The sequence below is a fragment of the Roseivirga thermotolerans genome (genome assembly GCF_014653175.1).
Classification (GTDB): Bacteria; Bacteroidota; Bacteroidia; order Cytophagales; family Cyclobacteriaceae; genus Roseivirga; species Roseivirga thermotolerans.
On sequence record NZ_BNAG01000003.1, the window covers coordinates 78,904 to 92,309 of the forward strand.

Consider the following 13,406-nt stretch of genomic DNA (forward strand, 5'->3'; position numbering starts at 1 on the left):
GGTTATCGGTCGGCTATTGTCTTTGATCTAAGCATAATCCGAGATAACAACCATCACTTGCTTAGGGTGAACACATAATAAACACCACCATGAAGTTTCAGCGATTTCCATTTGTTCGCTTTGCGTTTTTCTTTGCCTTGGGTGTGGTGTGCCGCCACTACCTGGGAGAGTCAGTTTTACTTCCGGTAGCGATTCTTCCTTTACTTTTGGTGGTCTATATATGGTTGCTATGGCAGTCTTCTCATAGCAATCGGCATGTTTTGGCCATTCTGAGTTTCTTATTGCTCTTTAATCTGGGAGGTTACCGTTTGAGTATGTTTTTAATGGCCCCGGAAGAATTTCCTCACCAAACAGAAGGATACATTGGTCAGCTTATTCAGGAGCCCCAGGTAAAAGACAATACTGTGAGGGTAGTTATTGAACTTTCAGAGCTAAAAACAGATGTGGGGTGGAGATCTGCCAAGGGTAGGGGTAGGGTGAATGCTTATTTTTCGAAAGAAGCAGGCCAGGCTTTATCCTATGGAGATGTGGTTTGGATAGAGGGTAAGCCAGCTCATACCACGGCTCCGGCCAATCCGGGTGAGTTCGACTATCGTAATTACCTGGCCTATCAGAATATTCATTACCAGCAGTTTGTGGGGCATAATTTCAGCCTGCTAAGGTCTGGAACTCCCAATTGGTTTGTGGCCAAATCATTGTTCGTTAGAGATTTCTGTGTGGGGCAGGTTGGTAAATACATAGCCAATCCCAAATCCAGAGCCGTAGTTTTGGCACTAGTGCTTGGTGTAAAAGATGAACTGGATAATGAGCTTATTGCTTCTTTTTCGGCTACGGGAGCTATGCATGTGCTGGCCGTTTCCGGTTTGCACGTGGGCATAATCTATCTTATTTTCTTTGGGCTTGTAAAACAAGTTCGTCTCAATAGGAAAAAGTACAGATGGTGGATGGCTATTGCCAGCCTAATGGTGCTTTGGAGCTATGCCCTTTTAACCGGGCTTTCTCCCTCAGTACTTCGGGCAGTTACCATGTTCTCTTTTGTGGCTCTGGGCAAAGCCCTTTTCAGAGGAGGAAATATTTACAATACCCTGTCGCTGTCGGCATTGGTTCTGCTTCTTTACAATCCCTATCTCATTATGAGTGTTGGGTTTCAATTGTCTTTTCTGGCCGTTTTTGGAATAGTTTATTTACATCCCAAACTATATGGATTGTGGCAGCCCCGACATTGGCTGGCCGATAAGGTATGGTCAATAACTTGCGTGTCGGTTGCCGCTCAGCTGGCTACCGGGCCACTAAGTATGTTGTATTTCCATCAGTTTCCGACTTACTTTTTAGTTTCCAACCTGTTTATTATTCCGGCCGCAACGCTTATTCTGGTTGGTGGATTGGGCTTGTTAGCACTCTCATTCTGGTCGGCTGTGGCTACATTGTTGGGGGTAATGCTAAACGGCACAGTGGTAGCGGTAAATTGGCTGGTGACACAGGTGAGTCACTTTCCGGGGAGCACCATTGATGGCGTTTACCTTTCCATATTAGATGCCTGGTTGCTCTATGCCGTGCTTATTGGTGTGATTCTTTTTTGGGAGCTTCACAGAAAGAGCTATCTGCAATTTGCCCTGGCCATGGCTCTGGCTTTTGTTTTAAGTCAGACCTATCACTTTGCTCCATATCAGCGCTCTTATGAGTTTTCGGTAATCGATGCCTCTCGGCAGTCTGTCATGGATTTTAGGCACGGGTTTCAGTCTAAAGCTCTGGCCGATGAGGTTTTTTTGGCCGATCCGGAAAGTCAGCAGTTCAGCCTACATGGTAAGCGACTCATTTCAGGAGCTAAACAAGGAGTAGCAGACGATGAGTTAACACTCGCCAGTGCTTCGTTTCCGGGAGGAAGCCTTACGGTTTTTGAGGGGAAGACCATTCTTTGGTTAAACGAGTTAGTAGACATTCATTGGTGGAGCAAAGTTCAAATACCCGTAGACTACCTTGTGCTTTCGGGCAATGCCATAAGCCGGACGGAACAACTGGAGCATTTTAGTCATGTCCAATACATTGTGTTAGATAAATCGAACAGCCGATGGGTGAGCCGTTACCTGACTCTTGCGGCAAAGGAAATGGGTATTCCTGTGCATCAAGTCGCTACCAATGGTTATTTTAGCAGTCTATGGAAAAGATGAATTTTGTAGAATATACGGTCAAAGACAGAGTGGCGACCATTATGCTCAACAGGCCCGATAAACGCAATGCCCTCAATGAGCAAGTGGTGAGCGAGCTAAAGCAGGCATTCCAGAAGGCAGCAACTGATAGTGATGCCAAGGTGGTGGTGCTGGCGGCTCGAGGAGCAGCTTTCTGTGCCGGAGCAGATTTGGCCTATTTACAGCAATTACAGAAAAATACCTTTGAAGAAAACCTGGCCGATTCTAATCATTTAAAAGAGCTTTTTTACCAAATATATACGCACCCGAAAGTGGTAATTGCCAAAATTCAAGGACACGCTATTGCCGGAGGTTGCGGTTTAGCCACGGTGTGCGACTTTTCTTTTGCAGTAGAGCAAGCGCAGTTTGGTTATACCGAGGTGCGGATTGGGTTTATTCCGGCCATTGTTAAAGTCTTTCTTTTGAGAAAGCTTGGGGAAGGTAAAGCCAAAGAACTGCTGCTCTCCGGAGACCTGATCAGCGCTCAGGATGCCAGAGAAATGGGCCTAATCAATTGGGTGGTCAAAGAAGATGAGCTCGATAGTTCTGTAGCTGAATTTGCGAGAAAGCTGGTGCGTAAAAATTCAGGACAATCCATGCAGTTTACCAAACAGATGATCGCTCGGGTACAATCCATGTCATTAGAAGAAGGCTTGGCCCATGCAGCCGAACAGAATGCGAAAGGAAGAGCTTCAGACGATTGCCAGAAGGGGATATCGGCCTTCCTGAACAAGGAGAAACCCAGTTGGTAGAATTCTGTTCATTAAGACAGGTAATAGGGCAGCCCTACAACCGAACCTTAGAAGAAATTATAACCTGATTTCCATTTTCTGATCGCTATATTCAAGCAATGATCCAGCCAATAGACATCCTGAAAAAGTATTGGGGCTATTCTGCCTTCAGGCCTTTGCAGGAAGATATTGTAAAAGCTGTGTTGGAACAGAAAGATGTGCTGGCACTGCTACCCACCGGTGGAGGCAAAAGCATTTGCTTTCAGGTGCCGGCTATGGCCATGGATGGGCTTTGCCTGGTCATTTCTCCCCTCATTGCCCTAATGAAAGACCAGGTAAATCAATTGCAGAAAAGAGGCATTGCAGCCGAAGCCCTGCACGCAGGGCAGGGTAAGCGTGAAATTGATTATTTGCTGGACAATGCGGCCAACTCCGACCTCAAATTTCTCTACTGTTCGCCCGAGCGGCTTAAGACCGAACTGTTCATTGAGCGTATAAAAAAAGTAGTTGCAAAGCGTGGAGTATGCTTGATTGCGGTAGATGAAGCCCACTGTATTTCGCAATGGGGTTACGATTTTCGACCGGCTTATTTGGAAATTGCGGATCTTCGCGACCTGTTACCACAGCCCCCCATCATTGCACTTACAGCCACGGCCACCCCATTGGTAAGGGAAGATATTGAAGTCAGGCTTAAGTTGCGTAACCCTCAGTGCTTTGTAAAGAGTTTTTCCAGGCCTAATTTATCTTACTCTGTTCGGTTCGAAGAACATAAGGAACGCAAGCTACTGGAAGTATTGCAAAGAGTGTCGGGAAGTGCAGTGGTTTATGTGAGCACACGAAAACATGCTCGCGAAGTGGCACAATGGCTTAGTCAACATCATATTTCGGCCGATTATTACCATGCAGGACTTACTTTTCAGGAGCGCAGCGCCAAACAGGAAGATTGGGTGCATAACCGCACACGGGTGATTGTTTCCACCAATGCTTTTGGTATGGGCATAGACAAGCCCGATGTTCGGGTGGTTGTACATATGGATCTGCCCGATAATCTCGAAGCTTACTATCAGGAGGCAGGAAGAGCGGGCAGAGATGAGAAAAAAGCTTTTGCCCTTATCATCTGCAATCAGGCCGATATTGAGCACTTGCGCAGAAAAACCGAGCAGGCTCTTCCTGAACTGGATACCCTAAAAGAAGTGTACCAAATGTTGGGTAATTTCTTTCAATTGGCTGTGGGTAGCTGGCCCGATGAAAGCTTCGATTTTGATTTTGACCTGTTTTCTAAACGCTTTCAACGCCATCCTTTGGAGGTATATCATGCCCTTAAGGTTCTTGGCGAGCATGGTGTAATCCATTTGTCAGAGTCTTTTTTCAGTCCAGGTAAAGTGCGTTTCGCCATCGATCAGCGAAAAATGTATGAGTTTCAGATTGCCAATGCCCAGTTCGATGCCCTTATTAAGGCATTGCTAAGGCTACATGGTGGAGAGTTGTATCAGAACTTTGTTACCCTGCAAGAAAACAATCTTTCGGCCCTCTTGGGACAGTCTGTGGCCGACATTAGAAAAAGCCTTAGTCATTTGCAGCAGCGCGGTGTGGTTGAATATTCCGAACAAAAAGAACGACCGCAGCTTGCCTTTTTAATGCCCCGTCAGCCAACGGATAAGTTGCCCATAGATCAAAAGGCACTGAAGGCTAAGCGTAAACTAAAAATGGGTAAAATGGAGTCGGTTGTGGCCTATGTTCACAACCGGGAAGAGTGCCGCACCCGGCAACTACTGGTTTATTTTGGTGAAACGGACTACGGCCGTTGTGAGGTGTGCGACAATTGTATTGACAGACACAAGCATGAACAAGACCACAAAGAAAAGGCGACCTACCGAAAAGCTATTGACGAATTACTGGCTGCTTCAACAGGTTATAGTGAGGAGCAATTGATTAAAAAAATAAAACCACGCAACAAAGAGCTGCTGCTAGAGTTACTGGCTGAACTTATAGACCATGGTGACTTGCATTATGATTCGTACGGCTACATAAAACCCTCTAGAAGCCATTGAATTTGACTCTTATTAAACATTCAATTCCGATGAATACACACACAACAACTCCCTTTTTTGAGAAAATAAATTTTATAGAACGGTACAGGGCCTTATGCCATAAGTTCAATAGTTACGATACCAGTATGGATAGCTATGAAATAGCTACCTACAAAGAAGTATTAGATGAGTTTGGCTTGTCTTATGAGCACAATAAGAAGGAAAAATTTTTAAGCACTACCTATAGTTTAGCCTCCGGTCACGAATTTACCCTGACCTTCGGGCTTTGGAGAGGAAAGGTAGAGACTATTTTAGTCATTAGGCATGAAGGGCAGTATATAGATCCTGCGGGTCGATTCGATTTTATCCCTGAGAAAATGGGTTATGAATTTGACCGCAAGAAGTACAATCTTCCCAAATTCTCTTCAGTAGAAGATTTAAGGGAGATACTGTATACCCTGATGGGTATAATTAAAGATTTGGAACAGGCTATTGTGCAAGGTGTTTAGAAAACGAGCCGATCGAATTGTTCATCAACTAATCGAAGATATGAGTTACAATATATGCGGGTTTATAACCAACCAGAAGCTTTCAGACAAGCTTGAGGAGCTGAGTGAGGCCCTCTCTGTACACATACAAAGCAGCGAAGAATCTACTCTGGAGGAGGCTCTTGAAGACAAAGACGAATATGCGGATATAGATGTTTATGAAGAAGGCGAAGCCTCGCTGGTGTTCTGCTCCAACGCACTTTTGGAAGAAGACTCCAAACTTGGGCAATTAACCTCCCGTGGCAAGCACCTGACGGAGTTTATGCTAAGTGAAACCTCAATGGTTTTTGCCTTTCGTTTTTATGAGCAAGGCGAGAAAGTTGCAGAAGACTTTTATGTGTTTGAGCCCGGGTTTACTTGCTATGGGGCCAACAAACTGCAGTTGACAGAAGCTAGCGATATTTTAGAGGAGGGGCTTTCGGCCATACTACAACCTCTAATGGGTAAGCCTTTTGAGGATTTAGATCTATCCGCCTCTGTGCTCAGGCTAAAGCTTTAGGCTTGTGGGTGGCTTTAAGCTTCCGCAGATTTTGCAATTTAGAAAACCGCACGACCCTTTTGACAGTTGTAGATTCATTACCTTTGAGTTATGGGTTTTTTCGAAGATGTAGTGGGCAAAATTTTTGGTAAGCAGCCACCCAAAGCAGCTTTTGTACATGAGATGCTTCGCAGAAGCACTAAGGAGCTGGCCTCTTACCAGAGCTGGTTAGGAGGAGAAGGTCAAAAGCAGTTGGTTCACGATATTCAGCATGCCTATTACATGAAAAAGCAAGGCATACTTTCTTCTATCGATGTGCACATTCTGGACACTCAATACTCCAATGGTTTTGCGGTAAGTTTCAATCCCTCCATTGGTCACGAAAACTTTAGAAATCTTTTCGATTTCTTTAAAGAAAAAGTTTTGGACAGCGGTTATAAATTATCTCAGGGCGACCGCAGGGTGCTGGACAAAGAAACCCATGAAGAAACCATAGAAAAATGGTATTTAAAGCCAGTTACTGAAGAATTGGGGCAGCCAATTATTAATCAGCGTTATGGCAACGTGCTCATAGAAAAGGTTGATGTGAACCGAAAGCCGAGTTTTATTAAATTCATGGCCAACATTTATCAAGATCGACAGTATACAAAAGCCGAACCTTTTCAAGATTTGTTCGATAAAGTCTTTGAATCATAATTAAACCCAAATGAAGAAATTTTTATTCGTATTGCTGTTCGGCCTGGTGGGCTTTGGACTGGAGCAAAAAGCAGAAGCACAAATTTTTACGACCAAACTTAAAATCACAGTGGTAGATGAGTTGGGCAATGTGGTACCCGATGCTAAGGTAACCCTCTATGCCAACGCCAATGATTACAAAGCCGAGAAAAACCCTGTTCAGGAGTTTCAGCTTACCAATAAGAAAGGCATAGTTACCTTTAAGGGCCTCAACCAAAAACAATATTATGTGAAGGTAGAAAAGGGCGATAAGACCAATGCCGGTGGTGGCGAAATTATCTCCGATTTGGAACCTAAAAAACTAAACAAGGCCAATGTGGTTATCTCAGAGCTCTGACAAAGAGCTGCTAAAGAAAAAATTGCTGGGCTATTCGCCAGAAAACCCAGCGGAAAAAGCATTCAGAGAACGAATGCTTTTTTTGCTTGAAAGCTACCCTAACTGTTTTGAAAGAAGTCTGGAGCATGCCCATTTCACCGCTTCGGCCTGGGTGGTAAACGAGGAGCGAACCCACTGCTTGCTTACCCACCATGCCAAACTAAACCGGTGGCTCCAATTGGGAGGGCATGCCGATGGCGAAGCAGCTCTGTGGAAGGTGGCTCTCAAAGAAGTGAGTGAAGAATCAGGTTTAAAAAACCTTCAATTGATTGATGAAGAAATTTTCGATATTGATATTCATTTAATCCCTGAGTATAAGGGTATTCCGGCTCACGATCATTATGATGTTAGGTTCCTTGTTTTGGCATCTATGAATGAACCGCTTCAATTCAACCATGAAGCAAAAGACATGGCCTGGCTACCGCTGGAAAAAGTGAAGCAGCAAGTAAAGCAAAACGATTCCATTGTAAGAATGCTGAACAAAACCGTTCAATTGAAAATTAATAAAGGAGATTAATGTTCCTCCTTATTCACAGCGTTATATTTAACCTATGATAAACTCCAAAAAGCAGGCTGTACTCCCTGTTCTGGTTCTGGTCTATGTGCTGGTGTGCAGTATTCTGGTTTTTACATACCAAGACGAAAAAAAATCACCGCCCGAAATAGAGACTCCCCGGTCTTCTTTTTATCAAAAAGAAAATGTTCAGTCGCGGCAGGAGTATGAACAAGAAATGCTGGTGAACCCGGCAACGGGTAAAGTACCTGCAAATATTCGTAAACAAGAATTGGAGTTTGCGCGTGAAGTAAACCTTCAAAATACCCTGAACAAAACACCTCGCTCGGCATCTTCAGGAAATGGCACCAAAAACCATCAGCTATTATGGCTCCCTGTTGGGCCGGAAAATATTGCGGGAAGAACCCGGGCCATAGCTTTAGACATTCGCAATGAGCAAATTATACTGGCCGGAGGAGTTTCCGGAGGAGTGTGGAAGTCGGAAAATCTTGGGCAGAATTGGTTCAAAACCACAGCCTCTGACCAGCTGCAGAGCGTAACCACCATAACGCAAGATATACGCACCGGTAAAGAAGACATTTGGTACTACGGAACCGGGGAGCTGGTGGGTAACTCCAGTCGGGCACCGGGAGCACCCTTTAGAGGCGATGGTATCTTTAAATCGACCAACGGAGGCGACAGCTGGGAGCCCTTGCCTTCAACACAGTCCAACTCGCCCGGTATATTTAACTCACCCTTTCAATACGTATGGGATATAACCACAAATCCCAACAACCTGGCCGAAGATGAAGTGTTGGCAGCCATCTATGGAGCCATTGTACGATCTACCGATGGTGGCCAAACCTGGACAACCGTGTTGGGGACAGATTTAATCAATAATCCACCTACCTTCGATTTAAACAACATTCCGGCAGAATTTTTTACCGATATACATCGCACCGAGAGTGGGGTGTTTTATGCCACACTAAGTTCGGCCACCAATATGGCAGGCGGAGAAAGTCGCAACGGAGGTATCTATCGTTCGGAGGATGGTCAAAACTGGCAGCGTATACTCTCGCTGTTTCGTCCGGGCGAAGAGAGCTTTAGAAGAATTGAGATTGCCTCATCCAGATCAAACCCCGGGTTGCTCTACTTTTTAGCGGAAAGCAGCAAAGGCTATCGTTTGTGGAAATATGTGGAGGGAGAAGGCTTTACAGACTACTCGGCCAACGTGCCCATAGAAACGGAAGAGTTAGAAGCATTCGACTCACAAGGTTCGTATAATCTCACCGTGGCCATTCACCCCACAAACCCAAACGTGGTATTTATAGGAGGAACTAACCTTTACCGGTCTACCGATGGGTTCGCCACTGCCGATAATATTTCCTGGATTGGTGGTTATGATCCCGAGTCGGAAAACATAAGCACTTACCCCAACCATCACCCCGATCAGCATGCTATTCATTTCATCCATGCTTTTCCGGACGCTCTTATTTCTACTAACGATGGTGGAGTGTTTATAACCAGCGATTCAAGGGCAGAAAAAGTTACTTATATACCGTTAAACAACACCTTTGTGACCACCCAGTTTTATACGGCTTCCTATAGCCGGTATCCATTGGAAGAAGTGGTGCTTGGTGGTACACAAGACAATGGCTCTATATTAACGCTCGATAAGTTGGTGAACCAAGGCCCTAACGGCATCAGGATTTTGGGCGGAGACGGTGGCTTTACAGCCTCAACCCCTTATGGCTATTACTACTACCTGTCTTTCCAGAACTCGCGAATTTTCAGGCTCACGCTAAATCGCAATGCGGAGATAACCTCCTTCGCAAGAGTAGATCCGGTTGGAGGCGGTACAGATCCCAGCCAATCGTACCTGTTTGTGAACCCCTACGTGCTCGATCCTAACAATGCCAATCGAATGTACCTGGCCGGTGGCGATTTTGTATGGTACAACCAAAATCTGTCGCAAATTCCGGCCGGAAGTCAAAGCCCGGCACGAGTTAACTGGAAAAGGCTCACAAGAACAGAGGTGCAGGCAGGAGTAATTAGCGCCATTCAGGTATCTACCAACCCTAAAGACATTGTTTACTATGGTACCGGAAACGGTCAGTTATTTAGAATAGACAATGCCCATTCCGATATTTATTCGGTAAAAGAAATTACGGGCCAAGAATTTCCGGTGGGTGGTTACATTCGCTGCATAGCCATAGACCCAACCGATGCCAACCACATATTGGTGGCTTTTTCTAACTATGGTGTAAAGAGCCTTTTCCGAAGTACCGATGGTGGAACCACATTTACTCACGTGTCTGGCAATCTGGAAGAGTTTGAAGACGGAACAGGCAATGGGCCTTCTTTCCGCTGGGCCGCCATTGTGCCTAAAACTGACGGAACCAAGCTGTATTATGCAGCTACCAGCACCGGCCTGTACTCCACTACTTCGCTAGAAGGAAATGTGGTGTGGGAACAAGAGTCTCCCGAAGGCATTGGCAATATGGTGGTGAACATGATAGATTTTAGGCAGAGCGATGGAAAAATGGTAGCCGCAACACATGGCAATGGCTTGTATACAGCCCAGGCAGATGGCGTGGTGCCCAACGAAAACCTGGTGGTTGAAGAAGATTTTGAAATTGCCAATGTATACCCCAATCCTTTTGCCGATGAGGTAACTATTGAGGTCAATGCGCCTCGCACCCGTTTGCTCATCATCCGGGTCTACGACTCAAGGGGCAATGAGGTAAAAAGAGTCACCAGCAACCTGGCCTTTGTAGGTCAGAACGACTTCTTCTGGGACGGCACCAACTCATTGGGGCAGCCGGTAGGCAATGGGGTCTATTTAATTCGGGTTACATACGAACAAAAAAGCTACAGTCGTAAGGTAGTATTACAGAGAGAATAGATTTTTTCTACTGTAAGACTACTGCTATCTTTACCGCCTCAAAACAAAGCTATGAGGGGCAAACTAACCATTTTCGCAGTCGTTACACTTTTAATGTTCTCGTGCTCACCGTCAGAAGAAGAGTTGGTGCAGCAAGGCAGAGAACTAATGGGGCAGGAAAACTACGCTGAAGCTTTAAAAAAGCTGAATAAAGCCCTCGAGAAGAACCCACAAAACTATGTGGCTCTCAATGCCAAAGGAGTGGCCCTCTTGCGTATTGGCCAACTCGATGAGTCCATTGAGGTGTTTACCCAAGCCATCAATACCGATACCACCCAGTATCAGGCATTTTTTAATAGGGGTAATGCGTTCAGGCTTTTAGGCCGAGACAATGAGGCTATGCAGGACTATGACTATGTAACGGAGATAAAGCCTGATGTGGTAGATGCTTACCTGAACAGAGGGGCTATTCTTTTTAAGTATAATGAGTTTGACAGAGCCTTGTTCGATTTTGAGTTTGCCTTGCGCATGGATCCTAACAATGCTTTGATCTATCTGAACAAAGGGAAAGCCGAACTGCGCATCAATAATTTTGAAGATGCCACCTACGACCTCAAAAAAGCTATTGAGATAAAACCGGACTATGGAGAGGCCTATTACTGGCTGGGGTTGGCCGAGTTGACCCGAGACAATAAACCTCAGGGCTGCGAATACCTGAACAGTGCAGCAAGCCTTGGTTTTGAAGGCGCCATGGAGGCTATTTCACAAAACTGTATGCAGTAGTGGCACAAATTGGTGTAGATATTGGCCGTGCAGAAGAAATTCTGAGGCAGGGAGGGCTGGTGGCGATTCCTACCGAAACCGTATACGGGCTTGCCGGTAATGCGCTGAAGGAAAGTAGTGTTAGCAAGATATTTAAGGCTAAGAACAGACCCTCATTCGACCCTCTGATTGTGCATACCAACTCTCTTCACAAGGTAGAGTCGTTTGTTCGATACATACCTGATCAGGCCATTCAACTAGCGAAGCAGTTTTGGCCGGGACCACTCACATTGCTTCTACAAAAAAAGAGCATTGTGCCCGACCTGGTAACCTCAGGGTTGGACTCGGTGGCCGTTCGAATTCCCAACCACGAATTAACACTCAGCCTGCTGGCTCAACTGGAGTTTCCTCTGGCCGCTCCAAGTGCCAACCCGTTTGGCTATGTGAGCCCCACCACCGCAGAACATGTGGAAGCCCAACTGGGACATACTGTGGATTACATTTTAGATGGAGGGGCTTGCCGGGTGGGTGTAGAGTCTACCATAGTGAGTTTTTTGGAAGAAAAACCTAAGGTGCTCCGTTTGGGAGGGCTTGCTGTAGAGCAAATAGAAGAGGTAATTGGCTCCGTACGTGTGAACAAACACTCCAGCTCCAGTCCGCAGGCTCCCGGTATGCTCAAGAGCCATTATGCACCCGGTAAATCGATTGTATGGATTGATGGCTTCAATTGGAAAGCGGCCAATGATTTTTCGCAAATTGGAGCCATAGTATTTCAACATCCTTTGGAAGAATTGCCTTTAGAGAATCAGTTTGTGTTATCTGCCAAAGGCGATTTGGAAGAGGCGGCAAGAAACCTGTTTACGGCTCTCAGGACTATGGACAAAAACAACCACATAGCACTTATACTTACGCAAAGAGTTCCTGATGTGGGGCTGGGTAGAGCCATTAATGATAGACTAAAAAGAGCAACTGCAAAATAACAACCTATGAAAACCATTAACGATTTCAATTTTTCGGGTCAGAGAGCCCTCATAAGAGTAGACTTTAATGTGCCGCTCAATGGAGATTATCAGATTACGGACGACACCCGAATAAAGGCTGCTATACCCACCATTCAGAAAGTTCTTGACGATGGTGGAGCAGTTGTATTGATGTCTCACCTTGGTCGCCCTAAAGATCAGCCCGAAGAAAAGTATTCCCTCAAACATCTCGTTGGCCATTTGTCAGAAGTGTTTTCTACGGAAGTAAAGTTTGCAGACGATTGTATCGGAGATAAAGCAAAGTCGCTTTCAGCAAACCTAAAGGCCGGAGAAATACTTTTGTTGGAAAACCTGAGGTTTCATAAAGGAGAGACAGCAGGCGATGAAGCCTTTGCTAAATCATTGGCAGAACATGGAGATATTTACATCAACGATGCCTTTGGCACGGCTCACAGAGCCCACGCATCTACCTCTATAATTGCTCGCTTCTTTAGCCAGAAAGCATGTGGTTTTGTAATGCAGGCCGAGCTCGAGAATGCCCAGAAAGTACTCGAGAATGCCCAAAAGCCCTATACGGCCATTATGGGTGGGGCTAAGATTTCCGATAAAATACTCATTATTGAAAGATTGCTCGAAAAGGTGGATAACCTGGTGATTGGTGGAGGTATGGCTTATACCTTCTTTAAAGCATTGGGTGGTTCTATCGGAAGTTCGTTGCTGGAAGAAGATAAGCTGGACCTTGCGCAAGAACTCATCAAAAAAGCCAAATCCTTAGGGGTAAATCTTATGCTTCCTATGGATTCTGTAATTGCGGATGCTTTCAGCAATGAAGCCAAAACGCAGGTATGTATAAACACTTCTATTCCGGAAGGTTGGATGGGCCTGGATATAGGGCCTGAAGCTGCTGAGGTATTTTCGCAAACCATTAAAGAGTCTAAAACCATTCTATGGAATGGGCCAATGGGTGTGTTTGAAATGGACAAATTCTCAGCCGGAACAAAATCTGTTGCCGAGGCCATCGTAGAAGCAACTAAGAAAGGAGCCTTCTCTCTGATTGGTGGGGGAGATTCTGCTGCTGCTGTCAATACCCTCGGCTATGGAGAAGAGGTATCATACGTTTCTACCGGAGGTGGAGCTTTACTAGAGTACATGGAAGGTAAAGAACTGCCGGGTGTAGCAGCTTTAGAAGATTAATCTTCTGAC

General features: G+C 45.4%; 12 protein-coding genes. All 12 read left to right on the forward strand.

Annotated elements, in window-relative coordinates; genetic code table 11:
* Positions 1 to 89 precede the first annotated feature (89 nt).
* The 12 genes from IE164_RS10305 to IE164_RS10360 all read left to right on the forward strand — a co-directional run bounded on the left by IE164_RS10305 (position 90) and on the right by IE164_RS10360 (position 13,397).
* On the forward strand, positions 90 to 2,168 hold the full coding sequence (locus tag IE164_RS10305; RefSeq protein ID WP_189630160.1) for a ComEC/Rec2 family competence protein: 2,079 nt from the start codon (positions 90 to 92) through the stop codon (positions 2,166 to 2,168).
* Positions 2,165 to 2,938 carry an enoyl-CoA hydratase/isomerase family protein gene (locus IE164_RS10310; RefSeq protein WP_189630799.1) on the forward strand — a complete coding sequence of 258 codons (774 nt, stop codon included), beginning with the start codon at positions 2,165 to 2,167 and terminating at the stop codon, positions 2,936 to 2,938. The genes IE164_RS10305 and IE164_RS10310 overlap by 4 nt, the downstream gene beginning before the upstream one ends.
* Positions 2,939 to 3,036: 98 nt before the next feature.
* The gene (locus IE164_RS10315; RefSeq protein ID WP_189630161.1) at positions 3,037 to 4,968 is read left to right on the forward strand and encodes a RecQ family ATP-dependent DNA helicase; all 1,932 of its coding nucleotides are present in this window, start codon (positions 3,037 to 3,039) and stop codon (positions 4,966 to 4,968) included.
* A 29-nt stretch (positions 4,969 to 4,997) separates the two neighbouring features.
* Positions 4,998 to 5,456 carry a hypothetical protein gene (locus IE164_RS10320; protein WP_189630162.1) on the forward strand — a complete coding sequence of 153 codons (459 nt, stop codon included), beginning with the start codon at positions 4,998 to 5,000 and terminating at the stop codon, positions 5,454 to 5,456.
* 40 nt (positions 5,457 to 5,496) lie between these two features.
* On the forward strand, positions 5,497 to 5,994 hold the full coding sequence (locus IE164_RS10325) for a hypothetical protein (protein WP_189630163.1): 498 nt from the start codon (positions 5,497 to 5,499) through the stop codon (positions 5,992 to 5,994).
* A 90-nt stretch (positions 5,995 to 6,084) separates the two neighbouring features.
* A complete protein-coding gene (locus tag IE164_RS10330; protein WP_189630164.1) occupies positions 6,085 to 6,669 on the forward strand; it encodes a hypothetical protein in 585 nt (194 codons plus the stop codon).
* Positions 6,670 to 6,679: 10 nt separating this feature from the next.
* Entirely contained in the window at positions 6,680 to 7,045 is a 366-nt protein-coding gene (locus tag IE164_RS10335) for a carboxypeptidase-like regulatory domain-containing protein (RefSeq protein ID WP_189630165.1), read from the forward strand.
* Positions 7,023 to 7,601 (forward strand): NUDIX hydrolase, encoded by a 579-nt coding sequence (locus IE164_RS10340; RefSeq protein ID WP_229838634.1) that lies wholly within the window; start codon positions 7,023 to 7,025, stop codon positions 7,599 to 7,601. The genes IE164_RS10335 and IE164_RS10340 overlap by 23 nt, the downstream gene beginning before the upstream one ends.
* A 34-nt stretch (positions 7,602 to 7,635) precedes the next feature.
* Positions 7,636 to 10,482: a T9SS type A sorting domain-containing protein gene (locus IE164_RS10345; protein WP_189630166.1), complete on the forward strand. Its 2,847-nt coding sequence runs from the start codon at positions 7,636 to 7,638 to the stop codon at positions 10,480 to 10,482.
* 51 nt (positions 10,483 to 10,533) lie between these two features.
* Positions 10,534 to 11,244, forward strand: a complete 711-nt coding sequence (locus IE164_RS10350; protein WP_189630167.1) for a tetratricopeptide repeat protein — start codon at positions 10,534 to 10,536, stop codon at positions 11,242 to 11,244.
* A complete protein-coding gene (locus tag IE164_RS10355; RefSeq protein ID WP_189630168.1) occupies positions 11,244 to 12,203 on the forward strand; it encodes an L-threonylcarbamoyladenylate synthase in 960 nt (319 codons plus the stop codon). The genes IE164_RS10350 and IE164_RS10355 overlap by 1 nt, the downstream gene beginning before the upstream one ends.
* A gap of 6 nt (positions 12,204 to 12,209) precedes the next feature.
* Positions 12,210 to 13,397, forward strand: a complete 1,188-nt coding sequence (locus tag IE164_RS10360) for a phosphoglycerate kinase (RefSeq protein ID WP_189630169.1) — start codon at positions 12,210 to 12,212, stop codon at positions 13,395 to 13,397.
* The last annotated feature ends 9 nt before the right edge of the window (positions 13,398 to 13,406 follow it).

Bases quoted from the DNA above. Each gene is read 5' to 3' on its own strand.
- IE164_RS10330 (WP_189630164.1), top strand. From the start codon at position 6,085: ATGGGTTTTTTCGAAGATGTAGTGGGCAAAATTTTTGGTAAGCAGCCA.
- IE164_RS10320 (WP_189630162.1), top strand. From the start codon at position 4,998: ATGAATACACACACAACAACTCCCTTTTTTGAGAAAATAAATTTTATA.
- IE164_RS10315 (WP_189630161.1), top strand. From the start codon at position 3,037: ATGATCCAGCCAATAGACATCCTGAAAAAGTATTGGGGCTATTCTGCC.
- IE164_RS10360 (WP_189630169.1), top strand. From the start codon at position 12,210: ATGAAAACCATTAACGATTTCAATTTTTCGGGTCAGAGAGCCCTCATA.
- IE164_RS10305 (WP_189630160.1), top strand. From the start codon at position 90: ATGAAGTTTCAGCGATTTCCATTTGTTCGCTTTGCGTTTTTCTTTGCC.
- IE164_RS10335 (WP_189630165.1), top strand. From the start codon at position 6,680: ATGAAGAAATTTTTATTCGTATTGCTGTTCGGCCTGGTGGGCTTTGGA.
- IE164_RS10310 (WP_189630799.1), top strand. From the start codon at position 2,165: ATGAATTTTGTAGAATATACGGTCAAAGACAGAGTGGCGACCATTATG.
- IE164_RS10345 (WP_189630166.1), top strand. From the start codon at position 7,636: ATGATAAACTCCAAAAAGCAGGCTGTACTCCCTGTTCTGGTTCTGGTC.
- IE164_RS10325 (WP_189630163.1), top strand. From the start codon at position 5,497: ATGAGTTACAATATATGCGGGTTTATAACCAACCAGAAGCTTTCAGAC.
- IE164_RS10350 (WP_189630167.1), top strand. From the start codon at position 10,534: ATGAGGGGCAAACTAACCATTTTCGCAGTCGTTACACTTTTAATGTTC.
- IE164_RS10340 (WP_229838634.1), top strand. From the start codon at position 7,023: ATGTGGTTATCTCAGAGCTCTGACAAAGAGCTGCTAAAGAAAAAATTG.